24 protein-coding genes and 1 riboswitch are annotated in these 26,001 nt (G+C 65.2%); of the genes, 9 read left to right on the plus strand and 15 right to left on the minus strand.

What is annotated here, in order from left to right:
- Positions 1-37: 37 nt before the first annotated feature.
- Together JI749_RS16850 and JI749_RS16855 are read left to right on the plus strand one after the other, a co-directional pair.
- Positions 38-379, plus strand: coding sequence for a YciI family protein (locus JI749_RS16850; protein ID WP_201656647.1), 342 nt, complete (start codon positions 38-40; stop codon positions 377-379).
- Positions 376-1,584: an RNA polymerase sigma factor gene (locus JI749_RS16855; RefSeq protein WP_201656648.1), complete on the plus strand. Its 1,209-nt coding sequence runs from the start codon at positions 376-378 to the stop codon at positions 1,582-1,584. The genes JI749_RS16850 and JI749_RS16855 overlap by 4 nt, the downstream gene beginning before the upstream one ends.
- On the opposite strand, the gene JI749_RS16860 is transcribed toward JI749_RS16855, so the two are convergent.
- The 4 genes from JI749_RS16860 to JI749_RS16875 all read right to left on the minus strand — a co-directional run bounded on the left by JI749_RS16860 (position 1,581) and on the right by JI749_RS16875 (position 4,184).
- Positions 1,581-2,933: an MATE family efflux transporter gene (locus JI749_RS16860; protein ID WP_201656651.1), complete on the minus strand. Its 1,353-nt coding sequence runs from the start codon at positions 2,931-2,933 to the stop codon at positions 1,581-1,583. The genes JI749_RS16855 and JI749_RS16860 overlap by 4 nt on opposite strands.
- Positions 2,934-3,022: 89 nt before the next feature.
- On the minus strand, positions 3,023-3,223 hold the full coding sequence (locus tag JI749_RS16865; RefSeq protein WP_201656654.1) for a hypothetical protein: 201 nt from the start codon (positions 3,221-3,223) through the stop codon (positions 3,023-3,025).
- Positions 3,223-3,894 carry a nucleoside/nucleotide kinase family protein gene (locus JI749_RS16870; RefSeq protein WP_201656657.1) on the minus strand — a complete coding sequence of 224 codons (672 nt, stop codon included), beginning with the start codon at positions 3,892-3,894 and terminating at the stop codon, positions 3,223-3,225. The genes JI749_RS16865 and JI749_RS16870 overlap by 1 nt, the downstream gene beginning before the upstream one ends.
- Complete coding sequence (locus tag JI749_RS16875; RefSeq protein ID WP_201656659.1) at positions 3,894-4,184, minus strand: DUF6460 domain-containing protein; 291 nt, start codon at positions 4,182-4,184, stop codon at positions 3,894-3,896. The genes JI749_RS16870 and JI749_RS16875 overlap by 1 nt, the downstream gene beginning before the upstream one ends.
- Positions 4,185-4,399: 215 nt before the next feature.
- On the opposite strand from JI749_RS16875, the gene JI749_RS16880 reads away from it, so the two are divergent.
- Together JI749_RS16880 and pdeM are read left to right on the plus strand one after the other, a co-directional pair.
- Positions 4,400-6,892 carry a ligase-associated DNA damage response DEXH box helicase gene (locus JI749_RS16880; RefSeq protein ID WP_201656662.1) on the plus strand — a complete coding sequence of 831 codons (2,493 nt, stop codon included), beginning with the start codon at positions 4,400-4,402 and terminating at the stop codon, positions 6,890-6,892.
- Positions 6,889-7,596, plus strand: a complete 708-nt coding sequence (gene pdeM, locus JI749_RS16885; RefSeq protein ID WP_201656664.1) for a ligase-associated DNA damage response endonuclease PdeM — start codon at positions 6,889-6,891, stop codon at positions 7,594-7,596. Before JI749_RS16880 ends, pdeM begins: the two co-directional genes overlap by 4 nt.
- Positions 7,597-7,598: 2 nt before the next feature.
- Here pdeM and JI749_RS16890 read toward each other — a convergent pair whose 3' ends face one another.
- The 3 genes from JI749_RS16890 to JI749_RS16900 all read right to left on the minus strand — a co-directional run bounded on the left by JI749_RS16890 (position 7,599) and on the right by JI749_RS16900 (position 12,949).
- A complete protein-coding gene (locus JI749_RS16890) occupies positions 7,599-8,360 on the minus strand; it encodes a TIGR02186 family protein (protein ID WP_201656667.1) in 762 nt (253 codons plus the stop codon).
- Positions 8,357-9,283, minus strand: coding sequence for a sulfite exporter TauE/SafE family protein (locus JI749_RS16895; protein ID WP_201656669.1), 927 nt, complete (start codon positions 9,281-9,283; stop codon positions 8,357-8,359). The genes JI749_RS16890 and JI749_RS16895 overlap by 4 nt, the downstream gene beginning before the upstream one ends.
- Positions 9,284-9,418: 135 nt before the next feature.
- Positions 9,419-12,949, minus strand: a complete 3,531-nt coding sequence (locus tag JI749_RS16900) for a peptidoglycan-binding protein (protein ID WP_201656671.1) — start codon at positions 12,947-12,949, stop codon at positions 9,419-9,421.
- Positions 12,950-13,154: 205 nt separating this feature from the next.
- On the opposite strand from JI749_RS16900, the gene JI749_RS16905 reads away from it, so the two are divergent.
- Positions 13,155-13,826 (plus strand): response regulator, encoded by a 672-nt coding sequence (locus JI749_RS16905; RefSeq protein WP_201656674.1) that lies wholly within the window; start codon positions 13,155-13,157, stop codon positions 13,824-13,826.
- A 4-nt stretch (positions 13,827-13,830) separates the two neighbouring features.
- Here the strand turns inward: JI749_RS16905 and JI749_RS16910 are convergent, their stop codons facing one another.
- Together JI749_RS16910 and JI749_RS16915 are read right to left on the minus strand one after the other, a co-directional pair.
- On the minus strand, positions 13,831-14,934 hold the full coding sequence (locus tag JI749_RS16910; protein WP_407644891.1) for a quinone-dependent dihydroorotate dehydrogenase: 1,104 nt from the start codon (positions 14,932-14,934) through the stop codon (positions 13,831-13,833).
- Positions 14,931-15,179 carry a DUF952 domain-containing protein gene (locus tag JI749_RS16915; RefSeq protein ID WP_407644892.1) on the minus strand — a complete coding sequence of 83 codons (249 nt, stop codon included), beginning with the start codon at positions 15,177-15,179 and terminating at the stop codon, positions 14,931-14,933. The genes JI749_RS16910 and JI749_RS16915 overlap by 4 nt, the downstream gene beginning before the upstream one ends.
- 235 nt (positions 15,180-15,414) lie before the next feature.
- Between JI749_RS16915 and JI749_RS16920 the strand changes: the two genes are divergently transcribed.
- Positions 15,415-16,050 carry a S24 family peptidase gene (locus tag JI749_RS16920; protein ID WP_201656682.1) on the plus strand — a complete coding sequence of 212 codons (636 nt, stop codon included), beginning with the start codon at positions 15,415-15,417 and terminating at the stop codon, positions 16,048-16,050.
- Between the two features lie 48 nt (positions 16,051-16,098).
- Here JI749_RS16920 and JI749_RS16925 read toward each other — a convergent pair whose 3' ends face one another.
- Positions 16,099-16,764, minus strand: coding sequence for a DUF4087 domain-containing protein (locus JI749_RS16925; protein WP_201656685.1), 666 nt, complete (start codon positions 16,762-16,764; stop codon positions 16,099-16,101).
- A gap of 13 nt (positions 16,765-16,777) precedes the next feature.
- Positions 16,778-18,427 carry a lysine--tRNA ligase gene (locus tag JI749_RS16930; protein WP_201656688.1) on the minus strand — a complete coding sequence of 550 codons (1,650 nt, stop codon included), beginning with the start codon at positions 18,425-18,427 and terminating at the stop codon, positions 16,778-16,780.
- A 136-nt stretch (positions 18,428-18,563) separates the two neighbouring features.
- On the opposite strand from JI749_RS16930, the gene JI749_RS16935 reads away from it, so the two are divergent.
- A complete protein-coding gene (locus JI749_RS16935; protein WP_201656693.1) occupies positions 18,564-18,977 on the plus strand; it encodes a tellurite resistance TerB family protein in 414 nt (137 codons plus the stop codon).
- 12 nt (positions 18,978-18,989) lie between these two features.
- The gene (locus JI749_RS16940; RefSeq protein ID WP_201656695.1) at positions 18,990-19,661 is read left to right on the plus strand and encodes a DUF2161 domain-containing phosphodiesterase; all 672 of its coding nucleotides are present in this window, start codon (positions 18,990-18,992) and stop codon (positions 19,659-19,661) included.
- Here the strand turns inward: JI749_RS16940 and JI749_RS16945 are convergent.
- A complete protein-coding gene (locus JI749_RS16945) occupies positions 19,655-20,455 on the minus strand; it encodes a transporter substrate-binding domain-containing protein (protein WP_201656698.1) in 801 nt (266 codons plus the stop codon). The two genes, JI749_RS16940 and JI749_RS16945, sit on opposite strands and share 7 nt — an antisense overlap.
- Before the next feature lie 151 nt (positions 20,456-20,606).
- The gene (metZ, locus tag JI749_RS16950) at positions 20,607-21,815 is read right to left on the minus strand and encodes an O-succinylhomoserine sulfhydrylase (protein ID WP_201656701.1); all 1,209 of its coding nucleotides are present in this window, start codon (positions 21,813-21,815) and stop codon (positions 20,607-20,609) included.
- Positions 21,816-21,857: 42 nt separating this feature from the next.
- A riboswitch (SAM riboswitch) is annotated at positions 21,858-21,933 on the minus strand.
- Positions 21,934-22,012: 79 nt separating this feature from the next.
- Between metZ and JI749_RS16955 the strand changes: the two genes are divergently transcribed.
- Positions 22,013-23,125 carry a 2'-deoxycytidine 5'-triphosphate deaminase gene (locus JI749_RS16955; RefSeq protein ID WP_201656704.1) on the plus strand — a complete coding sequence of 371 codons (1,113 nt, stop codon included), beginning with the start codon at positions 22,013-22,015 and terminating at the stop codon, positions 23,123-23,125.
- On the opposite strand, the gene JI749_RS16960 is transcribed toward JI749_RS16955, so the two are convergent.
- Positions 23,122-24,879: a coiled-coil domain-containing protein gene (locus JI749_RS16960; RefSeq protein WP_201656707.1), complete on the minus strand. Its 1,758-nt coding sequence runs from the start codon at positions 24,877-24,879 to the stop codon at positions 23,122-23,124. The two genes, JI749_RS16955 and JI749_RS16960, sit on opposite strands and share 4 nt — an antisense overlap.
- Complete coding sequence (locus JI749_RS16965) at positions 24,876-26,000, minus strand: protein-glutamate methylesterase/protein-glutamine glutaminase (protein ID WP_201656710.1); 1,125 nt, start codon at positions 25,998-26,000, stop codon at positions 24,876-24,878. The genes JI749_RS16960 and JI749_RS16965 overlap by 4 nt, the downstream gene beginning before the upstream one ends.
- Between the last annotated feature and the right edge of the window lies 1 nt (position 26,001).

Consider the following 26,001-nt stretch of genomic DNA (forward strand, 5'->3'; position numbering starts at 1 on the left):
CCAGACTCCGGTACAACCACAACCGGAGGATTATTCCATGCGCTATCTCTGCCTCGTCTGCTTTGACGGATCCATCATCGACACGCTGCCACCCGGCGAATGGGACAAGATAGTCCGGGACTCGCAGGACTATGATCGCGAACTCATGGAGCGCGGGCATTTCATTGCCGCCGAGGCCCTGATGTCGCCCGATACCGCCACGACGGTGCGCATGCGCCAAGGCAAGATGACGGCCACCGACGGCCCCTTTGCCGAACTCAAGGAGCAGGTTGCCGGCTTCATCCTGATCGAAGCGGCCGACCTCAACGAGGCGATGCGGATCGGCGCCAACATCCCGCTGGCCCGCATCGGCTGCGTTGAAGTGCGACCGGTGATGTGAGCGAGGCCGGTTCAGCGATCGAGGCCGTCTACCGGGCCGAAGCACCCCGCGTGCTGGCCACGCTCATTCGCCTGTTGGGTGGTTTCGACCGGGCTGAGGAAGCGTTGCATGACGCCTGGCTGGCGGCGCTTGCGAGCTGGCCGGAAAAAGGCGTGCCGGCCAATCCGCGCGCCTGGCTTGTTTCGGCTGGCCGCTTCAAGGCGATCGATCGCATTCGCCGCGAGGCCCGGTTCAACGCAGCCAGCGAACAACTGGTGCAGCAAATCGAGCTGGCGTCCGAGCCGGAGGAGGCGGACGACGCTCCCGCCATTGCCGACGACCAGTTGCGGCTGATCTTCACCTGCTGCCACCCGGCATTGGCGCCCGATGCACAGGTGGCGCTGACGCTGCGCGAAGTCTGCGGACTCACGACCGAAGAGATCGCCGCTGCCTATCTCGCCAAGCCGGTAACGATCGCCCAGCGCATCGTGCGCGCCAAGGGCAAGATTCGCGACGCGCGCATCCCCTATGCTGTGCCGGAGCCGGCCGAACTGCCGGAGCGCATCGAATCCGTGCTGCAGGTGATCTACCTGGTGTTCAACGAGGGCTACCTGGCCTCGTCGGGCAGCAGGGCCCTGCGCACCGACCTCTGCGTGGAGGCAATCCGGCTGGCGCGCCTGCTGGCCACGCTGATCAACGAGCCGGAGGTCAAGGGCCTGTTGGCGCTGATGCTGCTGCAGGATGCACGCCGTGCCGCCCGAGTGGTCGATGGCGAAATCGTTCCGCTGGACGAGCAGGATCGCGGCCTGTGGAATTCGGGACAGATCGCCGAGGGGCAGGCATTGGTGCGCGAGGTATTGGGCGGGCACTTCAGCCTCTATTCGGTGCAGGCAGCCATCGCGGCCTGCCATGGCGTCGACGGGAGCGACTGGCCGCGCATCGTGGGCTTTTACGACATGCTGCTGCGCATCGACCCTTCGCCCATCGTGGCGCTCAATCGCGCCGTGGCCATTGCCATGCGCGATGGTCCGGCCGTGGGGCTGCGCTTGGTGGACGCGCTTGCCGATGGCCTCACCGACTACCGCCTATGGCATGCCGCGCGGGCCGATCTGCTGCGGCGGCTGGGGCGACGCCAGGAAGCGCGTGAAGCCTATGACGCTGCGCTGGCGCTGACCATTCAGGCAGCGGAGCGGCGGTTTCTCGAACGGCGACTGAGCGAAGTCTAGGGCGCAGCCACGAAGAGACCGGCCTTGCGGCGCTCCAGCGCCCACCAATAGATCCCACCGCGCGCGATGAACCAGCAATGCAAGGCAGCCCATAGGCCCCAATTGCCGAAGATCGGCTGCAGCGCCATTGCAGACACGAGGAACACGACCAGCGACACCACCATGCCGTTGCGCATCGTGGTATTGAGCGTCGTGCCGATCAGGATGCCATCATAAACGAAAGCCGGCATGAAGGTGACCGTGCACAGAGCCGCAATGGGGAGGTAGGCGAGGGCCCGGGCCTGTACCGCGGCATTGGTTGTCATCAGGCCGATGACCAGCGGGCCGGCAAGATACCAGGCGATGCCCAGGGTCAGCGTCAGGGCAAGACCCCACAGCATGCTCAACCGATAGGCCTGGTCGAAAGCCGGTCGCCAATTGGCGCCAACGGCCTTGCCGGTCAGTTGTTCGGCCGCCTGGGCGATGCCGTCGAGGAAGTAGGCAATGATCATGAGAAGGTTGAGCAGCACGGCATTGGCCGAGAGCGCCACCTCGCCCATGCGCGAACCCTGCGCGGCAAACCAGGCATAGGCGCCCATCAGCGCTGCCGAACGGATCATCAGGTCGCGACTGAGGCCAAACATGCGCTTGAGCGCCGCAGCATCAAGCAACTCGCCCGGCGCAATATGGCGCAGGATGGCGCCAAAGCCACCATAGTGGCGCAGCAGCAGGAACAGACCCGCGGCGGCCGCAACGGCTTGGCCGATCACCGTGCCGATGGCCGCACCGGCCACGCCCCAGCCCAGGCCGTGCACGAACCAGATGGAAAGCGTGATGTCGAGCAGGTGCAGCAGCAGTTGCAGGGACATGCCGGTCTTTGCCGAGGCGCGGCCATAGAACCAGCCCAGCAGCGCGTAGTTGATCAGCGAGAAGGGCGCTGACCAGATGCGATAGTGGAAATAGTCGGCGAGGGCCGCACCTGCACCGGCTTCCGGCGCCAGCAGTAGAGTGGCGAGCCCAAGGATGGGCGCGCCCAGGGCAATCATCACTATACCGATGCCAACGCCCAGCAGGATGGCCCTGACGACGTGCAGCAGCCCATCGCGCGGGTCTCTTGCACCCACGGATTGAGCAACGAGTCCGGCCGTGCCGATCCGGAGGAAATAGGCCAGCGCGAAGACGATATCGAACAGCAGCGCGCCGAGCACCAGGCCGCCCAGCAACCCCGCATCGCCCAGCCGGCCGATCACTGTGATATCGACCACGCCCACCAACGGTTCGGTGATGAAGGCAACCGACGCCGGCAGCGCGATTTTCCACACATCGGCGTGGCGCACGGTAAAGGGGTGCTGGAGGCGGGGAGCGGACATTGAGGGGGAATCGAGCGGGAACAGGAGCTTGACACTACCGTGTCGGGGCGACGTCGCGAAAGTCCATCTCTTGCGGTGAACGTCCGGTGCTAGGTCGAGCCCGCACAGACCCGCGCCGCTTCCGCCTCGACATCGCGCGGGTCAAGCGTCGCCCCGGGACTGGCATTGCGCTCTATATCGGCGCTGATGATCCCGACGCACTCGTCAAAGCCGGTCGGCTTGAGGGCTAGTGCTGCAGCGACGCCGCCAGCGCCGGCGAGGATGGAGAGCACGATCAGCCCCGTCCGCATCAGCGCTCCACATCCATCGAGATCACCACATCCGCCCGATCCTGCGACTGGCTGACCAGGTCGTAGTTGGGCAGGTCGTTGCGCTCGATATGGGCGCGGTTGCGCTCCTCGGTGAAGAGTCCCTCCTCGCCATGGCGCCTGAGCAAGCGCGCCCGCACCAGTTCGCGGGGCACATCGATGAACACCGAATAATCGAGTTGCAGCTTGACGCCCGCCCAGGGTCCTTCGGTCAGCAGCAGATAATTGCCTTCGACGACGAGCACCCGCACCTCGGGCTGCACGGTGAAGGCATCGTCGACTGTATCTTCGATCTTGCGGGAATAGCCGGGTCCGCTGACCGGGCCCGTTGCCGACTTGAGGTGATGCAGGAAGTTGACGAAGTCGGCGCCTTCAAACGTATGCGGCGCGCCCTTGCGATCGGTCGCGCCCATGGCTTCGATCTTGGCGTGCTTCATATGGAAGCCATCCATCGGCACCAGCGCGGCGCTGCCGGGCTTGACCGCGTTGAGCATGGTCACCAACTCGGCGGCGAGTGTGGATTTACCGGTGCCCGGCCCACCGGCAAAGCCGATGGCGATGCGATGATGGGCCCGGCTTTCCATCTCAAGAATATGCGGCACCAGCCGCGCCAGGGCGGCCTGCGGTGTCAGGTGAAGCCGCTCGGGAGCCATCAGCGCCCCTTGCTCAAACGCATGAGCAGCCAGACAGGAATGACCAGGGCTGCGCCAGTGACGATATAGCCGCCTAAGTTGCGGATGAGCCCGGCGCCGTCGCGCAAGGTCTCGCGCAGCAACTCGACGGCGCCGCGGATAACGCCCTGTACGTTGAGGCCGAATACGCTCATCACGAATCCGACCAGCAACGAGATGAAGGCCAGCTTGAGCATGACGCTGAGAGGATGGCCACCCAGGAAGCGCTCGAGCGGGGAACGCCGTATCTGGGTCTGGGGTTGATCGGTCATGCTGGCCTCCGCCCTGTTGTGCTGATGGGGGATCATATAGGCTCGAATGTGATTTGCAGAAGGTGTGACTTGCCAGTTTTGCGTTCGCTGCCCCACCCCCTCCCAACCTCCCCCATCGAGGGGGAGGTGTCAGACTGGTGGGCGTGGCACGATGTTGCCCCGGCCACGAAGCGGCACCTCCCCCTTGATGGGGGAGGCTGGGAGGGGGTGGGGGCTTGAGCACTGACGTTATCCTACCCTTCATCATCACCGACTGGTTTACCCGCAAGGGCTGGGCGCCGCGGCAGCATCAGCTCGATGTACTGGCCAGCTGGCAGACTGGCGCGTCGGCGCTGTTGATCGCCCCGACCGGTGCGGGCAAGACGCTGGCGGGCTTTTTGCCGACGCTGGTCGACCTGGCCGAGGGCCAGTTCGAGGGACTTCACACGCTCTACATCTCCCCGCTAAAGGCACTGGCGGTGGACGTTCAGCGCAACCTCAATGCACCCATCTTCGAGATGGGCCTCAAGATTACCGCCGAGACCCGCACGGGCGACACGCCGGCGTCGAAACGGGCGCGACAACGAGCCGAGCCGCCCAACATCCTGCTGACCACCCCGGAGCAACTGTGCCTGCTGATTAGCCACCCGCATGCCGACCTGTTCTTCGGCTCGCTGCGCCGCATCGTGCTGGACGAATTGCATGCATTGGTGACGTCCAAGCGTGGCGAGCTGTTGTCGCTGGCCCTGGCCCGCATCGCCAGGCTCGCGCCCAATCTGCGCATCACGGCACTCAGCGCCACCGTCGCTCGGCCGGACCTGCTGCGCGACTGGATCGCCCAGCCGGTGCCCGGGCAACCAACCCTCCTGCTGACGGCCTCGGGCGGCGCGCCTCCGGTGCTCGAAATTCTCGAAACCGAGCAGCGCCTGCCCTGGGCGGGCCACTCGGCGAACTACGCTCATCGCGATCTCTACGAGACCATCAAGCGGCACAAGACGACACTGCTTTTCGTCAATACGCGCAGCCAGGCCGAAATGCTGTTCCAGGGCCTGTGGGCAGTCAATGACGACATGCTGCCCATTGCCCTGCACCACGGTTCCCTGTCGGTGGAGCAGCGGCGCAAGGTGGAGAGCGCCATGGTGGCAGGCGAGCTCAAGGCCGTGGTCTGCACATCGACGCTGGATCTGGGCATCGACTGGGGCGATGTCGATCTGGTCGTGCAGGTCGGTGCGCCCAAGGGTTCTTCGCGCATGCTGCAGCGCATCGGCCGGGCCAATCACCGGCTCGACGAGCCGAGCAAGGCGGTGCTGGTCCCGTCCAACCGTTTCGAGGTGCTCGAATGCGAGGCGGCGCTGGAGGCAGTGGCCGAGAGTCATCAGGACAGCGAGGACCCTGTCAGCGGCGGCTATGACGTGCTGGCCCAGCATGTGCTGGGCATGGCCTGCGCTTCGCCGTTCGCCGCCGACGACCTTTATGATGAAGTGCGGCGCGCCTGGCCCTATCGCGACCTGCCGCGGGGGCAGTTCGACCGGGTGGTCGAATTCGTCGCCACCGGCGGCTATGCGCTCCAGGCCTATGAGCGCTATGCCCGCCTCAAGAAAACCGAGGACGGCAAGTGGCGTATCGCCAATCCGCAGGTGGCCCAGCAATACCGGCTCAATATCGGCACCATAATCGAGGAGCCGATGGTCAAGGTGCGGCTCATCCGCCAGCGCGGGCTCAAGAAGGGGCAAAGCAACAGCCCGGTCGGCTATGGCGGACGCGTACTGGGCGAGATGGAGGAATATTTCTTCGGCACGCTGCTGCCGGGCGACACATTCATGTTCGGCGGCGAAATCGTCGCCTTCGAAGGCATGAAGGATAATGAAGCATTCGTCAGCCGCGCCCAATCGGCCAATCCCAAGATCCCAAGCTATATGGGCGGCAAGTTCCCGCTCTCGACCTACCTGGCCGAGCGGGTCCGTCGCATGCTCGATACGCCAGAGAGCTGGAGCGCCCTGCCCGACCAGGTCAGCGACTGGCTTCGATTGCAGCGTGACATCTCGGTGCTGCCCCGGCGGGACAGCCTGCTGGTCGAGACCTTTCCACGCGGTTCGCAGAATTTTCTTGTCTGCTACCCCTTCGAGGGGCGGCTGGCGCATCAGACCTTGGGCATGCTGCTGACACGACGCCTCGAACGCGCACGGGCCAGGCCGCTCGGCTTCGTTGCCAGTGAATATGCCTTGGCCATATGGGGGCTTGGCGACCTCTCGGCGCTGGTCCGCACCGGCCGCCTTTCGCTCGACGACCTGTTCGCCGAAGACATGCTGGGCGACGACCTGGAAGACTGGCTGGACGAATCGGCGTTGATGAAGCGCACCTTCCGCAACTGCGCGATCATTGCCGGGCTGATCGAGCGCCGGCATCCGGGCAAGGAGAAGTCCGGGCGGCAGATCACGATGAGTTCCGATCTCATCTATGACGTGCTCTACCAGCACGAGCCCGACCATATCCTGATCCAGGCGACCCGCCGCGATGCCGCGCGAGGGCTACTCGACATCGAGCGGCTGGGCGACATGCTGCGGCGCATCAGCGGCCATATCGTGCATAAGCCGCTGGCGCGGATTTCCCCGCTCGCGGTGCCCGTCATGCTCGATATCGGCAAGGAGCCGATTTTCGGGGAAGGCCGCGAATCAGCTATGGCGGATGCTGCAGACGAATTGATGAGGGAAGCCCTCGGGCAATCTTGAACTATCCGCTACACCAGGCCGAGATCACGGAGACGCCGATCTTGCGCTTTGCCGGCCATAATTTCGAACCCCTGCCCTCGGGCGGCCTCTACTGGCACAGCCAGCAGACCCTTCTCGTCGCGGACCTGCATTTCGAGAAGATGGCGAGCTTTGCGCGCCGCGGGCAGATGTTGCCCCCCTACGACACCGGCATGACGCTGGCGCGGCTCGAGGCCGACCTGCGGCGCACCGGGGCGCGCCGGCTGATTTCACTCGGCGACAGCTTTCATCGCGCCGATGCCAGCAGCCTGCTCGGCAATGCCGATCGGATGCGGCTCGATGCAATCACCGACATGGTCGAGTGCCTTTGGCTCTCGGGCAACCACGATCCGGCCCCGCATGCCATTGGCGGCCAGTGCCTGCCGGAGCTGACCGTTTCTGGCCTGACGCTGACGCATGAACCCAAGCGGGGTGCGAGCGGGCTCGTTGCCGGGCACCTGCATCCGGCGGCGCATCTGCATATGGAAGGGCGCACGGCACGGCGTCCCTGCTTCGTGCATGACAATCGCCTGCTGATCCTGCCGGCCTATGGCGCTTCGACGGGGTCGCTGAATATCCTGTCACCCGCCTTTGTCGGCCTCTTCCACTGGCCGGCCCTTGAGGTGACGATGCTGGGCAAGGAGCGGACTTATCCGGTGAGCCCCAAGCGGCTGGTGCGAGGATAGGCCTACCGCCGGAACAGTACGCCGCCCAGCCAGCCGGTGAACAGCGCCAGGATCACGCAGATCACACCATAGGCCAGCGGCTGCTGCACGGCGGATAGGGCCAGAAAGCGCTCGAAGCCGATCTTGCGCACCGAGAAGCCCTCGGACTTGCGGGCGATGACCTCGCCGTTCTTGAACACGTAGGTGAGAGCCAGGTAAGGCCCCGGCGGGGCATTGCTGGGAAGCGTCAGTCGGGCCGAATAGAAGTTGTCGGCCGGAAAGCTGACGCCATTTTCCTGGACGCCGAACAGGCCCTCTTCCGTCATCAACCGCACCAGCTCGCGGCCGAACACCGCGCCCTTCCACCAATCCTCGCTGCTGGCCGCCAGCGTGTGGGATTCGGGCAGGATGAGGTTGGTGGTGAGGGTGGTCACATCGGTGATGTCGGTCAGGCGCGCGCTCGACAGGACGTGGAAGTAGCTGGGAAAATCGCGAAACTCGATCTGGTCGGTATTGAGCCAGATACCCAGCACATTGGTCTTTTGCCGGGCGACCCGTGTCTGGGTTGGGCCTAGGACCACGACGATGACCTGGAAAGGCCCGATGACGAACTTCTGTTCCGAGCCGGCATCGGGAATGATGGCGCCATAAAAGGTCATCCGCTCACCGTCGAAGCTCGAGGTGATCTCGACGCTGTCGTTGGAGACCTGCGAGACCAGGCGCTCGGCGTGGGCCGGCGCCGCCAGGCCCAGCAGCAACGCGAGGATGAACAGCAGCCGGCTCACTGCTTGAGCCCCGTAACAGCCATGCTGAACACATCCGCGGGCGCAAGCACCAGCGACAGTCCGAACCGGATGGCCACGGCCAGCACCAGCAGCGCGAGGAGGCCGCGCAACTGTTCGCCGCGCAGGTATTTGCCGGCCGAGGCGCCGAACTGGGCGCCGGCCGTGCCACCAACCATCAGGCAGAATGCCAGGAGGATGTCGACGCTCTGGCTCTGGACCGCGTGGAGAATCGTGGTGGCCGCCATCATGGCCACCACTTGTGCCAGCGACGTACCGATGACGACGTTGCCCGGCACGCGCAGGAGATAGACCAGGGCGGGCACCATGATGAAGCCGCCACCAATGCCGAGCAGAGAGCCAACAAAGCCAATGAACAGGCCGATGATCAGCACCGGCAGCACGCTGATATAAAGCCGCGATTTCTTGAAGCGGACGCGCATGGGCAGGCCATGGATCCAGCTGTGCTGGTTGGGCAGCCGCTCGCGCACCACGATGCCCTTGCGCTGCTTGAGGATGGCGCGGGTGGATTCGATCAGCATCAGGGTACCGACCGAACCAAGCAGGACCAGGAAGCCGAGGGAGATGAAGAAATCGAGCTGGCCGGCATCGCGCAGCAGTGCAAAGGTCGCGACGCCACCAAAGGCGCCCAATACGCCCGACAGCACCAGATAGAGCGCCAGATGCAGGTCGACCGCGCCGCGTCGGTAATGCGCCAGGGCGCCGGAGGTCGATGCGGCCACGACCTGGCCGGTGACCGAGGCCACGGCGACAGGGGCCGGCACGCCGGAAAAGATCAGCAGCGGCGTCAGCAGGAAACCGCCGCCAACCCCGAACAGGCCCGACAGAAATCCGACCGCCCCTCCGATCCCCACGAGAAAGAAGAGGTTCACGGATAGCTCGGCGATCGGCAGGTAGATCTGCAAGACCCTGATCCGTTGGAATTTGACTACGCCGCACGACCTTACAGGATCGTACGTCAACAATAGGTCAAAGGTTCCCGCCTTGCGGCGGGAACCTTGCGAAGGTGGTTGGCAGGCCGGTGGCGACCGGCCCTATTCCTAGACCGGCTGGCTGCCCAACACGGCGAGCAGGCGCGGGTTGACGGCGCCGCTCTCATTCATCCCGGTGCCACGTTCGAACGCCTTGATGGCCTCGGAGGTCTTGGGACCAGCCATGCCATCGGGCACGCCGACATCGAAGCCGAGCTTGCTCAATACCAGCTGCACCTTGGACACGACATCCTTGGTGGTGATGACTTCACCCGGATCGAAGCTGGCCGACCAGGTGCCCATCGGCGCAAAGTTGGCGGCCAGGTCGATGGGCTCGGGCTTCCACAGTTTGACCTCGTCGTTGACGCGACCGACCGCCTCGGCCGTCAGCGACTTGGCGATGTCGTCGCGCGCCTTGGCAGCATCGGCATCACCATTGAGGGCCGCGAGAGCGAACCATTTGTAGGATTGCTCGAAGTCCTGTTCGACGCCCAGCCCACGGGCATAGAGCATGCCCAGGTTGAACTGGCTGTCGGTCATGCCGCGCGCGGCGGCCTGGGCAAACCACTCGGCGGCCGATTCGAACTGCTGTTCGCCGAGCTGGCCGCCGGCATAGAGCGCGGCGAGGTTGTGCATGGCCATGCGATTGCCGGCTTCGGCACCGCGCTGGTACCACAGCTTGGCTACCTCGAAATCCTTGTCCACGCCCTGTCCGGCTTCGTAGAGGTTGCCGATGCGGTACTGGGCCGGAACAAAGCCCTGCGCGGCGGAACGCTCGTACCACTTGGCCGCTTCGACATAGTCCTGGGTGATGGCGCGGCCTTCGGTGTAGATCGCACCGATTTCGAACTGGGCGCGCGCATCGCCATCGGCGGCGGCCTGTCGCAGTTCCAGCGGACCAAGGCCTTCGGGCGGCAGTTCGAAGGTTTCGGTCACGGCGGCAGTTGGCTCGGGAATGCTGCCGGTGACATCAGGCACGATATCGGCCGGCACGTCCAGCGGCACGGCATCGGTGCCCCCGCTTCCAGACAGCGCGGCGAGCGTGGGCGGCATGGGGGTGGCCGCAGCCGCGCGGGTAAAGCTCATGGGCTGGTTCGGATTGATCGACGCCGTCGTCGTGCCATCGATCATGTCGATGACGCGCGGCTCCGGACGAACCAGGGACACATCCTCGTTGGCCGCCGGCGTTGCCGAGGGCTGGGTGGTGGTCGTCTCCGCCGCTGGCGCTGCAGGCGCGCGCGTTGCAGCCATGCGCTGCATGACCAGGTTCAGCGCCAGCATGGAGACGGCAACCAGCACCGCCGTCAGCAGCAGCGGCCGGCGATGGCGGGCGAGGAAGCTCTGCTTTACGACCGGCGTCTCGACTTCGGCGCCAAATGACGGCGGCGAGACGGGGGCTTCGGTTGCAGCGCCGCGCTTTGCCTTGGCGGGCTTGGTCGCCTTGGCAGGCTTTTCTGGCTTGGCGGGCTTATCCGGACCGGGCTGGGCCTGCGGCGCTTCGGCGGCCGGAGCTGGTGCGGCAGCGGATCCCGGCATGACGCGTGACAGGGCGCGGCCAATCAGCGAGTTGCTGCTCGTCGCAGCGGCGGGCGCGGTGCCCTCCTGGCGCGCGCGCTGGGCCCGTCGCGCAGCGGCGACAAACGTACTGGTGCTGCTCTGGCTGGTCGGGGCCTCCACCTGGGGCGCGGACATGGCCGGTGGCACGAATGGATCAAGGCTCGACTGCGGGCGGGGCGGACGCTCGGCACTGCTCGGGTCGAAGACGGGCCGCGCGGCAACGGGCGGTTCGCCGGCAGGAGCCTGCGGGCGTGCCCCGACCTTGGCGTCCAGAGCCGCGCGCACGGGACCGGCATCCTTGAAGCCGGGATCGACCAGTGGCGCTTCATCGGCCGGATTGGCCGGCATGGAATCGCTCTTGGCAGCAGACTTGGGGCCGGCCAGCGCCGTCAGGATAGCGTCGAAGCGGGCGCGGTCCTCTGGCTCCTCGGCAGTCGCGGGAGTGGATGGGACGCTGCGATCATGGCGCGCACTCAGCGCTGCCTCGAGCCGGGTCAGACGTTCGGCCGTGTCCTTGCCGGCGGTGTTGAAGAGCGCCGCCATGCGCTGCTCCAGCGCAACCATGCCCTCCTCGCTGATGCCGCTGCTGGCAGCGGGAGCCGATTTTGCCACCGCCTCGGAGGTGCGCTCGGCCACCATGGCCGCCAGGGCATCGTAGTCGGGGGTTTTGCCGGCAGACTTGATCAGACCGGCCAGCCGCTCCTCGATGCTCTTGAGGCTATCGGGGCCGAACATGGCAACGGGCGCGGGCGCCTTGCGGGTCACTGCGTCGCTGGTGCGTTCGGCGACCAGCGTGGCCATGGCTTCCAGGTCGGCGGGATCGGACTGGGTCGAATAGAGCTTGGCGAGGCTGTTGAGCTGGTTGCCGGTATCGTCCATCCGGGCCATCAGCAGCTTGAGCTGGTTTTCGACCTGGCTGGAGTCGGTGGGCACCATGCGGTCCGACAGCGCCTCGATCTGGCTCTCGATGCGCAGGAAGCGCGGTTCCATGTCAGCGATGACGGCGTCGCGCAGCGAGGCGATGTCCTGCTTGAGGCCGGCCACGTCGCCGTTGGCGGCGTCGAAGCCGCCGATGCGGGCGGCCAGGGCATCGACCTTGGCCACCAGCTTGCCGGGAGCGGTCTCGCCGTCCTTCATCGCCTGGGTGAAGGCCGACATTTCCGAAGTCAGGCGATCGAAGTCGCCCGACGAGAGCGCAACGTTCTTTTCGATGGCGTCGATGCGGTCATAGACGTTGCGGACGCTCTTCTCGATCGCGTGCATGGCCGGCGCCAGCGCGGCGACTGCCTTGTCGGGTTCGGGCTTGCGCTCCTCGCGCGCGATCTCGCGCTCCATCTGCTGCGCCTGCAGTTCGGCCAGCTTGCCCACGGTCGCCGAAACGTCGTCGAGTCGTTTGTTGATGGCTGAAAGGTCGACGCGGGGGCCGCTTTCGATCAGGCTCGCCAGGGCGCCGATCTGGGCCTCCAGGCGCTTGACCTGGCCAGTCTCGCCGACGGCGCCAGCCAGCAGTTCGACAACATGGGTCAGTTGCTCGACCTGGGCGGCGACCTCGCGCACGCTGCCATTACCCGACCGCTGCGTCTTGAGCTCGCCTTCCAGGCGCTCGAGACGACCCGACAGGCCACCAACCAGCGAGCTCAGCTCGCGGAATTCGGGCATGTCGCGGGGCCGGCGACCCAGGGCGGCGGCCGGTGCCGACATCTGGCGGCCGCGAATCTCGGCAATGGCGCTGGTCAGTTCGTCCTGGTCGGCATGGAACTGGCCCAGGTCATCGCGTTCGCTGAAACGGTCGACAGCCCGCTTGACGGTCCGCAGCGCCTCGCGGCGACGCACAGCCGGCTCGGGGCCGACCACCTGGTCGCGCAGATTGCGCACGCGGCGCGCAAGGCCGGAAAGGGCTGGTTCTTCAGGCTCCTGCTGGGCGTAGCGCCCTTCGACCTGGTCGAGGAGGGCAACCAGTTCGCCGCGCAGCGCCTGCCATTCGCCGGCCTGCGGTTCCGCTGCCGGATCGGACATTTCCGAGTGTTGATAGGCGCGGGCCATGATTTGTCCCTGTCATGATAAGACGGAACCCTCGCCATTGCAGCACGAAGGTATGACGGTCACTCTTGGGAAAACATGGTAAAGAACCCGTTAAGTATTGCCGCAATATGCAACACCTGGCGAGCGAAACACCCTATTTCGTAGCATTGTGAACTCGACCGATCCGCGCTAGCGCTTGTTGCCGTCGCTCGAGGAGCCGTCTGCCATGACCCGCCGCCGCATTATCATCGTCGACGATCACCCGCTGTTCCGGGCGGCCTTGCGGCAGACCCTGTCGGGCGGCGACGCAACCGTGTCGGTGGAGGAAGCCGGCGATCTCAATGGCCTGAGTGCGGCGCTGGATGCCGACCGCGACTGCGACCTGGTGCTGCTTGACCTCAACATGCCCGGTGTCCGGGGCTTTTCCGGCCTGCTGCTACTGCGCGCGCAATATCCCGATATTCCGGTGATGATCATTTCCGCTGTCGAGGACAATACCGTCATCCGGCGGGCCTTCGAATTGGGGGCAGCTGGGTATCTTCACAAGTCGGTGGGACCGACCGAGATCCGCCGCGCCATCGAGACCGTACTGTCGGGCGAGGTCTTCGTACCGCAAGGGACGACGCTTGATGGCGATGACAGCCACACCGCCTTGATGCGCCGGCTCTCAACCCTGACGCCGCAGCAGGTGCGCGTGCTGATGATGCTCAGCGATGGCCTGATGAACAAGCAGATCGCCTATGAGCTCAGCATCTCGGAGGCGACGGTCAAGGCGCATGTTTCGGCCATCCTGCAGAAGCTGGATGTCGACAGCCGCACCCAGGCGGTGATTGCCGCGGCGCGCATCGAGGACGGCCAGTTCGAAGCGCTGTTTTCAATCGGCGCTGCCAAGGCGTAGCGTCCTAGCGCGCGCCTGCCGCCCATTCCGCAGTCTTGGTTCCCACCAGTTGCCCGATATTGGTCTTGCCCTGGGCCCGCACCGCGGCGACAAGGCCGCGCTTGAGCCGGTCGAGCAGGTCCAGCCCACCGAATACCATGGCTGAATAGAGCTGGATGGCGTTGGCGCCCGCTTCGATCTTGGCGAGGGCCGATTGCGGAGAATGGATTCCGCCTACACCGATGATGGGCAGCGCGCCCACCCGCTGGCGCATCTGTGCCAGACGCTGGGTGGACAGATCGAACAGCGGCTTGCCCGACAGGCCACCAGATTCCGTCGCATTTTCCATGCCCGCCACCGCATCGCGACCGATGGTAGTATTGGAGACGATGAGGCCGTCAAGGTCGGTGGCCAGAACCACGGCAGCGATGGTGTCGAGCGCGGCTTGGTCCAGATCGGGTGCGATCTTGAGAAAAACCGGGACCCTGGTCCTGGCCTTGGCGCGGGCGGAGAGCACTTCGCCCAAAAGGCGGCGCAGCGCTTCGTCGGCCTGGAGGTTGCGCAGCCCTGGCGTATTAGGGGAGGAGACGTTGACGGTCAGATAGTCGGCCAGGTCGGCGAAACGCTGTACGCCCACCACATAATCGGCGACGAAGTCACTGCTGTCCTTGTTGGCGCCGATATTGACGCCCAGCGCTGCGGGCACACGCTGGCCCTTTAGCCTGGCGAACGCCGCCTCGTGCCCTTCATTGTTGAACCCCATGCGATTGATGACGCCTTCGGCCGCAGCGACACGGAACAGGCGGGGCTTGGGGTTGCCGGCTTGCGGGCGCGGGGTGACCGTGCCGATCTCCACCATGCCGAAGCCCATCAGCGCCAGCGGACGGGCCACTTCGGCATTCTTGTCGAAACCGGCCGCCATGCCCACCGGATTGGTCAGTTCCAGTCCGCACAAGGTGGTGCGCAGCTCGGCGCCATCGGGATGGCTCTGCTCGGGTGCCAGGCCGAGCCGGAGGGCGGTGATGGTCGCGCCATGCGCGGTCTCGGGGTCCATCTTGAGCAGGGCTTCGCGCGTGAGGCCGGACAGAGCCGGGATGCGCATGAGCGGCGAGAGGGCTGAAAGGATCATCGCACGGCCTCGGGCAGGGTGCAGGAGCCATCCGCGGCGACGCTCAGCGGCGCCTCCCACGCGACGGCATCGAGCTTGAGCGGCCCGCCATGGAGGTGCGGGAAGAGCGCGCCGCCGCGCGAAGGCTCCCAGACCAGGCCGTCGCCCAGGTCGGCGCTGCGCACGGCCAGCAGCACGAGGTCCCCCTGCCCGGCAAAATGCAGCCGCAACGTTTCGGGCAATTGCTCGGCGGTGGAAAAGTGCATGTAGCCATCCTTGGCATCGATGGGCATGCCTGCGAAGGTTGGCCCGCCTCGGGAAGGGGCGTACGCGGACTCGGTCGCTATCTTGTAGATGAATTCGGGGGTGCTCATGGCGCGCGAACCTAATGGCGCTACCGCAACGCTGCAAGCCGCAATGCCCTTTACAACCCGGGTCTGCAAGACTAGAAATAGGACTTAATTCCAAGTCTAAGACATATTTCCTCTAGTGATGAGTGCCATGCTGTCACACCGCGCCATCTGGGACGGTATCGACGCCCTTGCCCGGCGGCAGGGCCATTCCGTGTCGGCGCTGGCCAAGCTTGCCGGCCTCGACGCGACGGCATTCAACGTCTCCAAGCGCATCAGCAAGGACGGGCGGGAGCGCTGGCCTTCCACCGAGAGCATTTCCAAGATCCTCGAAGCCACCGGGGAGAGCTTCGACAGCTTTCTCAACGGCGCGGGGGCCTACATGCAGGCCGAGCGCGCCAGTGCGACGGTTCCGCTGCTGGGCTTGGCGCAGGCCGGTACGGGCGGGTTTTTCGACAGCGCCGGCTTTCCGTCCGGCCAAGGCTGGGACGAGATCGCCCTGCCCGCCCCCGGCGAGGGCGGCATTTACGCGCTTGAAGTGCAGGGCGACTCGATGGAGCCGCTCTATCGCGAAGGCGACCGGATCGTGGTCTCGCCGACCGAGCAGGTGCGGCGCGGTGATCGCGTGGTGGTCAAGACCCGCGATGGTGAGGTGATGGCCAAGATCCTCCACCGCCAGACCGGAAAGCAGATCGAACTGCGTTCAATCAACCCGGCCTATGAACCGCGCATCTTCGAGTTGAGCGACATCGAATGGATCGCCCGGATCATCTGGGCCAGCCAGTGATCGATGGCGCGGCCTAGCGGCAGCACCGACAGCCCGCGGCGAGCCTGACTATTCGATGATGGCAGGCAGGGATGGGTCGGCCTGGCAAGTGGCCAGAGGCTCGCGCTTGCTGCTGGTGATGGCAAGGATGCGGTCCTGCGCACTGTCCGTGGTCATGGTCATGCAGGCACAGCCATAGCCGTAATACTGCCCCATCGAAACATACTGGTCCGGATCGAAGGCAGGCACCATGTCCATGACCGCCGTCACGGCAGCGTTGTCGTCGGCTTTTTCGCGCAGGATCCAGGCGGCGTCGGCATCGACCAGCCACCAATTTCCCGAACTGAGATTGGCGAGCCAACCGCAACGGCGCTCGAGGATGCTCGTGCGCTCCTGGCAGCGGACCATGGGAAAGGTCGAGCCCATGCCAAAGCCTTCCGGCCGAAACAGCAGCGTGTCGTCGGCTGCCACGTATTCGTAGCTGGACACATCCTCGCTGCGCAGACCGATGACGCCGTCGCCGCCGGTGCCGGCTTCGAAAACAACATCATCCACTCTGCCGTCGGAATAGACCAGCGATGTGGCCGAAACGACCATCGGTTCGCCGCTGGCATCGCATGCCTTGCCCTTGTCCACCCACCGGCCCTGGATGTTCTCGGGTACGTCGCCATCGGCCGCGTATCCGGGCAGGGTGCTCAGCAGGATTGCGAGACTGGCCAGGACATGCAGCTTCATCGACGAACTCCGCTTATTCGGCTTTGACGAACTTTCCGGCCAGGGCATCGGCGATCAGCTTTCGCGTGTTGTCGATGCCATAGAGCGCGGCAAACGAGCCGAAGCGCGGACCGCGTTCCTGCCCGATCAACACCTGATAGAGCATCTGGAAGAACTCGCCGGACACTCCCGGGCCGCCATTGGGGCCGGTCTTGGAGTGATCCTGATAACGGTCGATCTCACGGGCCACGTCGAGAGCGGCGTTCTGGATGGCTTCGTTATTCGCGTCGGACGGAAGACCTGCGAAAGCCTCGGACAGCTTTTCGAGCGCATCCCGCTCGACATCGTCAGGGGCGCGATAGGTCTTTTTGACGAAGTCGCGGAAGTAGCGCATGGCGTAGCCGACCAGCGCGTCCAGATGCGGATGGGTCTGCGGCGAAACGCCCGGCGCATAGGCCGAGATATAGCCCCACATCACCTCTGGCGTTTCCGGGTTAGACGCGGTCGCCAGGTTCAGCAGCAGGGCGAAGGTCACCGGCATGTCGATCTTGGGTACGTTGCCGAAATGCACGTGGAAGACCGGATTTTCCAGGCGCGCCGCAACCTCCTGCTCCTGGTAGCCGGCGTTGAAGCTGTAATACTCGTCCACCGCGCGCGGGATGACGTCGAAATGCAGCCGCTTGGCCGTGCGCGGCTTCTGGAACATGTAGAGCCCCAGGCTATCGGTGCTGGCATAGGTCAACCATTCATCGATGGTGAGGCCATTGCCCTTGGACTTGGAGATCTTCTGCCCCTCGGAATCGAGGAACAGTTCGTAGACGTAGTGTTCGGGTGCCTGGCCGCCGAGGATTTCGCAGATCTTGTCGTAGATCGGGGCGTTGGTCTGGTGGTCCTTGCCGAACATCTCGAAATCGACGCCCAGCGCCGCCCAGCGCATGCCGAAATCGGGCTTCCACTGCATCTTAACGTGGCCGCCCGTGACCGGCACCGTGGTATCGCGGCCGTCTTCATCCTCGAAGGTGACCATGCCGTTCTTGGCGTCGACTTCCTTCATCGGCACATAGAGGACACGCCCGGAGATCGGGGAGATCGGAAGGAACGGTGAATAAGTCGCCTGGCGCTCGGCGCCCAGCGTTGGCAGCATCACCTTCATGATGTCGTCGTACCGCTCGGCCGCGCGGCGCAGCACGGCGTCGAACCGGCCGGACTTGTAGTAGTCGGTGGCGCTGGCAAATTCGTAATCGAACCCGAAGGTATCGAGGAAGCGGCGCAGCATGGCGTTGTTGTGGTGGCCGAAGCTGTCGAACTCGTTGGTCCAGGGATCGGGCACCGAAGTCAGTGGCTTCTGCAGATGCGGCTCCATCGCCTCCTTGGAGGGTACGGTGTCCGGGATCTTGCGCATGCCATCGAGGTCATCGGAAAAGCACAGCAGGCGCGTCGGCACCTGGTCGCGCGTCAGCAGGCGAAAGGCCGTGCGCACCATGGTGGTGCGCGCCACTTCGCCGAAGGTGCCGATATGGGGCAGGCCCGAAGGGCCATAGCCCGTCTCGAACAGGGCCTCGCCCTTGCCCGACTTCTCCAGCCGCTTCACCAGTTTCCGGGCTTCCTCGAACGGCCAGGCGCGGGCAGTCTGGGCTGCGTCGAAGAACGCGGGATCGAGGGGCGGAAGCTTGGCGGACGACAAGGTCAGGACCTTTCAAAACAAGAGTGCGGGTGTGTTGCATCCAATGGAGGCAACGTCAACGTTTTCGGGGCCGACGCTTGCCAAGGCGGCGCGACGCGCCTAGCTATCGAACTTACACCAGACCCGGGAATGCCTGATGTCCAACGCTGCCCACGACGCCCTCATCCACCTGATGATCGTCGCTGCCTCGTCCGATAGCGCCATGACGGAAAAGGAACTGGTGCGCATCCAGACCCTGATCGGACGGCTGCCGGTGTTCGAAGGCTTCGACAAGAACCGGCTCGCAGCGGTAGCCAATGCCTGCGCCGACAAGCTCAACGGTCCCGGCGGGCTCGACCAGGTGATCGACGACGCCATCGCGGCGCTGCCCAAGAAGCTGCAGGACACTGCCTATGCCGTGGCCGTGGAAGTCGCCTCGGTCGATCTCTATCTGGAACAGGAAGAACTGCGCTTCCTCGAATTGCTGCGCGACAAGCTCGATCTCGATCGGCTGACCACGGCTGCGATCGAAGTCGCGGCGCGGGCGCGGCACCGCAGGATGCCCAGCTAGCGGGCGACGCTGATGGAAACGGCGCTCTACCTGCCGGTCAAGGCCTTCCTCGAAGCGGCAGGCTATGCGGTCAAGGGCGAGGTCGGCAGTTGCGACCTGGTCGGCCTGAGCCCGTCTGACCCGCCGGTCGTGGTGATCTGCGAACTCAAGCTCACCTTCAATCTCGAACTGATCCTGCAGGCGGTCGACCGCGCGGCGATCGCCGACGAAGTGTGGATCGCCGCAAGGATTTCCAAAGGCAGGGGCCGGGAGGTCGACAAGCGCTATCGCGACCTCTGCCGTCGGCTGGGGATCGGCATGCTCGCCGTCACTGAGCAGGGCAGTGTCAGCGTCATCGTTCCGTCGGTCACGCCCATGCCGCGCACCAACCCGAAACGCCGGTCACGGCTGGTACGCGAGCACCAGCGCCGGCGTGGCGACCCGGCCCTGGGTGGCAGTACGCGCACGCCGATCATGACGGCCTATCGGCAGCAGGCCTTGATCTGCGCCGAGGCGCTGCTTGCCGGACCGCTGCGGCCGCGGGACATGCGGCCGGCCGCACCCGATGCCGGCAAGATCTTGCTCGGCAATGTCTATGGCTGGTTCGAGCGGGTGCAGCCGGGCATCTACCAACTGACCGAGCCTGGTCGCCTTGCAGCAATGCAGCATCGCAGCGCTTCAGCGGCCGCGCCTCAAGCTCAGTAGAAACCCACGGGAAACCAGCGCAGGTAAAGTTCGTCCAGCGTGCCGTTGTCCTTGAGCTTGACCAGCGCCCAATCGATGGCGTGACGCACCGCGTCATGGCCGGCGGGGACCGCGATAGACAGACCCTCACCGAACAGGTTCGGCCGGAAATAGGGTTCGCCCGCAAAGCCGCAGCAGGTCAGGTTCTCGTTGAGCCAGAACGAGGCGCGCATGGCATCGCCAAAAAAGGCATCCGCCTTGCCGTCCTCCACCGCCTCGAGCGCGGCGATTTCGCTGTCGAAACGGGCCAGCGTGACGTCGGGCAGATAGCGGGTGAGGAAGGTCTCGTGGGTGCTGCCGGCGCGAACCGAGACCGTCTTGCCGGCCAGCGCGTTGGCGTCGAAAACGCCAATATCGGGCGCGCGGGTAACGAAGCGGCCGGGCAGCGCCAGGTAGATCGAGGAGAAGTCGAACTGTGCGCCGTTCTCGTCGGTCATGGCGAGCCCGGCGATCAGGGCGTCGCCCTGGCTGTCGGCAAGCGCGCTGGCCGCCTGCTCCCAGGGCCAGGCCTGGATAGTGCAGGCAACATTGGCCTCGGCACAGATGCGCTTGGCCAGATCGATGTTGAAGCCGATCAGTTCGCCGCTGGCATCGCGGAAATTGAAGGGGGGAAAATCGGCCGTGGTGAGAAATCGGATTGCCGGCACCGGCGTCAGGCTGGGCAGGATCTCCCGCGCGCTCGGATCGGAATGATAGGGGAGAGCCTGGGCAAAGGCGGGGTTGGTGAGGAGGGCCAGGATGAGGGTGCAGAGCATACGGGCCCACCCCCTCCTACCTCCCCCATCAGAGGGGGAGGTTTCTCTCCACTCCTGTCGCTCGATGCAGGCCAACCCACGGCGCGGCACCTCCCCCTTGATGGGGGAGGTTGGGAGGGGGTGGGGCAACGCGAACCGGACCATGATCGACCTAAACCTGATCCAACCCATACATCAGATCGGCAATGAGGTCGTCGGGGCTTTCGAGCCCGACCGATAGCCGCAACAAGCCCGGCGTTACCCCGGTTTCCAACCGCACCTCTTCGGTCAGTCGCGCATGCGTAGTGGTGCGCGGATGGGTGATCAGCGACTTGGCGTCGCCCAGGTTGTTCGAAATCAGGATGACCGCTAGGCTGTCCGAGAGAGTGAAGGCGCCCTCCTGCCCGCCCTTGACATCGATGGCCAGCAGCGTCGAGCCACGGGTCATCTGCCGTTTGGCCAGTGCGTATTGCGGGTGGCTGGGGAGATGCGGATAGATCACGCGGTTGACCTTGGGATGGCCTTCGAGAGCCGCGGCCACCTTCTCGGCGCTGTCGGTCATCTGCCGGATGCGCAATTCGTAGGTTTCAAGACCCTTGAGCAGTACCCAGGCGTTAAAGGCGCTGAGCGTCGCCCCGGTCTGGCGCAGGAAGGTGTGGACGTCGCCCTCGATAAGGGCCTTTGAGCCGAGCACGATGCCACCGAGCACCCTCCCCTGCCCGTCGATATGCTTGGTCGCCGAATAGGTGACGAGGTCGGCGCCCAGTTGCAGCGGCTTCTGGTAAAGGGCCGTTGAAAACACGTTGTCGACGATCAGCTTGGCGCCGTGGGCATGGGCAATGTCGGCCACGGCCTGAATATCGACCAGTTCCAGGGTCGGATTGGTCGGCGTTTCGATGAACACGACCTTGGTGTTGGGCTGCATGGCGCGGGCGAAATTCTGGGGGTCGCGACCATCGACCAGCGTCGATTGCACGCCGAAGCGCGGCGCATAGTCTTCCACCACATAGCGGCAACCGCCGAAGAGGGCCTGGGCCGCAACGATGTGATCACCCGCACGAACCTGGCTCATCACCGCATTGGTGACGGCCGCCATGCCCGAGGCAAAGGCCCGGCCGGCTTCGGCGCCTTCGATCAGCGCCATGCGCTCCTGGAAGATATCAACCGTCGGGTTGGCGAAGCGGGAATAGTTGTGGCCACCCGGAATCTTGTTCTGGAACAGCAGTTCGGCGTGCTCGGAACTTGGATAGGAATAGCCCGAATTGAGGAAGACCGCCTCGCTGGTCTCGTTGAAGGGCGTGCGCTTGTCACCGCCATGGACCATCTGCGTTGCTGCACCGAGCCGCTTCGGATCAAGGAGGGGGTTGTTCTCTCGGGACATCGCAAACGCCTTCACAACAAAAAACCGGCACGCATATTGGCGGCCGGTTCCCAAACGGTCTTTAGCAACTTGTTTTAAGTGGCTGCAAGCGACCGGCCAAATCACCACTGGGTTGTGATGTAAGGCCAATTGCCTGTTGGCGTCAATTGGAAGGGTTGCTAGGGAACATGGGAGGGCGAGGCGGGAACCGCAGCAGCATGGACAAGCAACAGGCCTGGCCGCAGGGCGTTTTTCCGGCGCGTTTGATCGAGCTCCTGCACAAGCAGGGCGCCATCGTCGCAACGCGTCCGTTCGACAGCGACCAGGTGCAACCAGCCAGCCTCGACCTGCGACTGGGAGACGTCGCCTATCGGGTCCGATCGAGCTTCCTGCCGGGGCCGGGCCATTCGGTTGCCGAGCGCATCGAGGCGCTCAAGCTGCACGAGATCGACCTGACCAAGGGCGCCGTGCTGGAGCGTGGCTGTGTCTATCTGGTGCCGTTGCAGGAGCGACTGGCTTTACCCGACACGGTCAGCGCCTCGGCCAATCCCAAGAGCTCCACCGGCCGGCTCGACGTATTCACCCGCGTCATCGGTGATCGGGCCCGCGGTTTCGACCAGATGCCGTCGGGTTACCAGGGCCCGCTCTATCTCGAAGTCAGCCCGCGCACCTTCCCCGTGCTGGTCCGCACCGGCTCACGGCTCAGCCAGATGCGGTTCCGCTCGGGTGACAATCGCCTGACGGTAGCCGAACACCAGGCGCTGCACGCCTCCGATACGCTGGTGTTCAACAACAACGTCCCGGTTGGCGAGGGGGTGGCGCTGTCGATCGACCTCAAGGGCGAGAACCGCAATGGCCTCATCGGCTTCCGCTCCAAGCGCCATACGGCCGTGGTCGATGTGGACAAGAAAGCGGCGCTCGATGTGCTCGACTTCTGGGATCCGCTGCTCAATCGCGGTCGCGAGGAGCTGATCCTGGATCCAGACGAGTTCTACATCCTGGTCAGCGACGAGGCGGTGCATGTACCGCCAACCCACGCCGCGGAAATGGTGCCTTTCGATCCGCTGGTGGGCGAGTTCCGCGTCCACTACGCCGGCTTCTTCGACCCGGGCTTTGGCCATTCATCGGCCGGCGGCACCGGCAGCCGTGCGGTGCTGGAAGTGCGCAGCCGCGAAGTGCCGTTCCTGCTCGGTCACGGCCAGACCATCGGCCGGCTGATCTACGAGCGATTGGCCGAGGCGCCGGACCGGCTCTATGGCTCGGCGCTGGGCTCCAACTACCAGGCCCAGACGCTCAAGCTCTCCAAGCACTTCAAGCCGTATTCGGGCTAGAGGAACAGCGCGTCGAGGTCATCGAGATCGGTTTCCTCACCCGGCTCGACTGCCGGTTCCGCCGGAGCGGGCTCGGTCCCGAACATCTGCTCGTGGATCCTGCGCTCGGCATCCATGGTGTAGCGGGCCCGATGCGCGGCGAGAAGGTCGGCAACTGGGCCTGTGGGGGTATCGGTAGCCCCCGGCGGGCACTCGGCCACCAGTTGCATTTCCAGGTCGCGCATGGTTTCCGAAATTGCCGCTTGGTTGGCGAAAGTCTCGGCGGCGGTTTCGAGCAGGCCGATGACGCTGGGACCATCCCGGTTGAGCGCCCCCAGAGCTTCGGCAAGGGCGGTGTCGACCCCTTGCAGCAAGAGCAATGCGGCGGTTGCTTCATGCTCGAGCTGACCGACGCGACCGGCGGTATCGCCATTGGCGGCGGCGCCGAAGGATTGGGCGAGCCCGGCGGCTTCATGCAGGCCGGCCATGGCACCTTCGGCGGCGATGACGGTCTCGCCGGTGAGCTCGCGCAGCTGACGGGCGATGACGTTGAGCGCGGCGCCGCGCGGGCCCAGCTGGGCGCATTTGACGGCGGCGTTGAGGCTGACGAGGCGCATATTGGCCTCGATTTCCTGCACCGCCTCGACGTGGCTGAGCAGGGTGCCGACCGTGCCAAGTACCGCTGTGGCAACGCTTTCCAGCTTGCCACGCTCGGCCTCGCAGTCGCGCAGGACCAGCGCGGCGTGACGTACGGCATCGCTCAAAGCGGCAAGCGAGGACGCGCCGCCCTGGTCGTCCTGGCCATAGATGGCGCGGCTCTGGTCCATGATGACCCGCGCGTCGGTGGCGAGATCGCGTAGTGCGGTTCCCGCTTCGGCGACGTCATTCTCGAAAGCCTCGGCTGCGGCCGAGAGCTGGGCAACCTGCAAGCAACCAGCAAGATTTCTTGCCGATTGCTGGTGATTTTGCTGGAGAATGCTTGAGGACAGCAGGTCAGCCAGCGATGCCAGGCCCGCCTCGACATGCTCGATGCGCTGACGGGTGGCGTCGCCGACCTGCAGCGCCATGACGGCGTTGGCGATACGACTGACGATCTGGCGGGAGACGCGGCCGGTCTGCGCGCTGCTGTCGGCAGAAGTCGCGCGCTGGCGGGCAAGTTCTGCCAGCGCCGTGTCCATGTCGGCGGCCAGGCCGCTCAGCGTATCGGCATGGGCATTCTCGAACTGGCTGCGCTGTCGCGCGGCAAGGCCGACTTCGTCGGTCAGCTGGCGATAGGCCGCGGTGAAGTGCTGAATGGTGGAACTGGCGCTTTCCGATAGCTTGGCGATATCGGTGGTAAAGACGTCGAAGTCGTCGCTGTCGCCGACAATGGCGGCGGCCACGACGCGGGCGTTGATGGCGACGATGCCCATCATCTTGACGGTGCGGCGGAGCTCGCCGATCGGGTGCTCGGCGGCGGCAACGACATCGACGAGGCGGGCCAGGTCGGCCTGTTCGGTGGCGAACAAGGCCGAGATGGTCTGCGCCTGCCGGCCAACGTCGGCCAGGCGGGTGGAGGCTTCGACCAGGTCAGGACTTTGTAGCTGCGCCGGCAGGGCCTCGAAGACCTTGGTGAGGCGGTTGAGCATGGCGGCGCCTTCGGCGAGGCGCGCGCCAACGGTAACGAAGGTGCTTTCGATCTGCTCGCGAGGTGCTGCCAGGGCCTCGCCAATCTGCCGGAGCCGGCTGGCTTCGGGCGTCGCGGCGGGGGCGAACTGGGTAGCGAGGGCACTCATGACGCAGCTCCCGTGCGCGGTATATTGCGGGCGTAGAGGTCGATTTCGGCGGCGACCCGCCCCAGCGGCACGACCTTGACGGCGGCGCCGCGCTGGATGGCCTCCTTGGGCATGCCGAAGACCACGGAGGTCTCCTCGTCCTGGGCGATGGTGTGGCTGCCGGCCTGTCGCATTTCGAGGAGCCCCCTGGCGCCATCGTCGCCCATGCCGGTCAGAATCACGCCCATGGCGTTGCGGCCGGCGACCTGCGAGGCCGAGCGGAACATCACGTCCACCGAGGGACGGTGGCGCGACACGTGGGGGCCATCGACGATATTGACGGTGTAGCGGCTGCCGGTGCGGTGCAGCACCATATGCTGGTTGCCCGGCGCGATCAGCGCGCGGCCAGCCTGCACTACGTCACCATCTTCGGCTTCCTTGACTTCGATGGCGCAGAGGCTGTCGAGGCGGCGGGCGAAGGCATTGGTGAACTTTTCGGGCATGTGCTGCACGATGACGATGCCGGGGCTGTTGGCCGGCAGCTTCTCCAGCACGTCGCGCAGAGCCTCGGTGCCACCGGTGGAGGCGCCGATACAGATGATCGGTTCAGTCTGGGGCTGCTTGGCGCGCAAGGACGCGGCGCGCGCCTCCGACAAGGGCGGAATGATCGCGTCGGCGGTCAGCTTGGCCTCGACATTGATCGGCGGAGGCGGCGCTTTCTTGACGCCCCGCAACTTGGCATGCGCTGCGGCCTTGGCGGCGTCACAGATGCGCATGCGGGATTCCTGGAGGAAGTGGGTGGTGTCGACGCGCGGCTTGGCCACGACGTCGACTGCGCCGGCCTCAAGCGCCTGGAGCAGCGTATCCGAACCCTCCTCGGCCAGGCTCGAGCAGATCACGACCGGAATGGGCCGCTGGCTCATGATCTTGCGCAGGAAAGTCAGGCCGTCCATGCGCGGCAGCTCGATGTCGAGGAAGATGACGTCAGGGACTTCGTGACGGATACGCTCCACCGCCAGGTAGGGGTCGGCGGCAGTCGCCATGACCTCGAGGTCGGGGTCGCTGTCGATGATCTGGCTGAGCGTCATGCGCACGGAGGCGCTGTCATCGACAATCAGCACGCGGATCTTGCGGTTGGTCATG

The organism is Devosia oryziradicis, assembly GCF_016698645.1.
GTDB lineage: Bacteria > Pseudomonadota > Alphaproteobacteria > Rhizobiales > Devosiaceae > Devosia > Devosia oryziradicis.

Coding starts and splice junctions, on each gene's coding strand:
- JI749_RS16870 (WP_201656657.1), bottom strand. CDS start 3,894: ATGGCTCCCGAGCGGCTTCACCTGACACCGCAGGCCGCCCTGGCGCGG.
- JI749_RS16850 (WP_201656647.1), top strand. CDS start 38: ATGCGCTATCTCTGCCTCGTCTGCTTTGACGGATCCATCATCGACACG.
- JI749_RS16925 (WP_201656685.1), bottom strand. CDS start 16,764: ATGAAGCTGCATGTCCTGGCCAGTCTCGCAATCCTGCTGAGCACCCTG.
- JI749_RS16940 (WP_201656695.1), top strand. CDS start 18,990: ATGGAAACGGCGCTCTACCTGCCGGTCAAGGCCTTCCTCGAAGCGGCA.
- JI749_RS16920 (WP_201656682.1), top strand. CDS start 15,415: ATGCTGTCACACCGCGCCATCTGGGACGGTATCGACGCCCTTGCCCGG.
- JI749_RS16915 (WP_407644892.1), bottom strand. CDS start 15,179: ATGCACTTTTCCACCGCCGAGCAATTGCCCGAAACGTTGCGGCTGCAT.
- JI749_RS16860 (WP_201656651.1), bottom strand. CDS start 2,933: ATGTCCGCTCCCCGCCTCCAGCACCCCTTTACCGTGCGCCACGCCGAT.
- JI749_RS16955 (WP_201656704.1), top strand. CDS start 22,013: ATGGACAAGCAACAGGCCTGGCCGCAGGGCGTTTTTCCGGCGCGTTTG.
- JI749_RS16935 (WP_201656693.1), top strand. CDS start 18,564: ATGTCCAACGCTGCCCACGACGCCCTCATCCACCTGATGATCGTCGCT.
- JI749_RS16960 (WP_201656707.1), bottom strand. CDS start 24,879: ATGAGTGCCCTCGCTACCCAGTTCGCCCCCGCCGCGACGCCCGAAGCC.
- JI749_RS16905 (WP_201656674.1), top strand. CDS start 13,155: ATGACCCGCCGCCGCATTATCATCGTCGACGATCACCCGCTGTTCCGG.
- JI749_RS16875 (WP_201656659.1), bottom strand. CDS start 4,184: ATGACCGATCAACCCCAGACCCAGATACGGCGTTCCCCGCTCGAGCGC.
- JI749_RS16910 (WP_407644891.1), bottom strand. CDS start 14,934: ATGATCCTTTCAGCCCTCTCGCCGCTCATGCGCATCCCGGCTCTGTCC.
- metZ (WP_201656701.1), bottom strand. CDS start 21,815: ATGTCCCGAGAGAACAACCCCCTCCTTGATCCGAAGCGGCTCGGTGCA.
- JI749_RS16945 (WP_201656698.1), bottom strand. CDS start 20,455: ATGCTCTGCACCCTCATCCTGGCCCTCCTCACCAACCCCGCCTTTGCC.
- JI749_RS16865 (WP_201656654.1), bottom strand. CDS start 3,223: ATGCGGACGGGGCTGATCGTGCTCTCCATCCTCGCCGGCGCTGGCGGC.
- JI749_RS16900 (WP_201656671.1), bottom strand. CDS start 12,949: ATGGCCCGCGCCTATCAACACTCGGAAATGTCCGATCCGGCAGCGGAA.
- JI749_RS16965 (WP_201656710.1), bottom strand. CDS start 26,000: ATGACCAACCGCAAGATCCGCGTGCTGATTGTCGATGACAGCGCCTCC.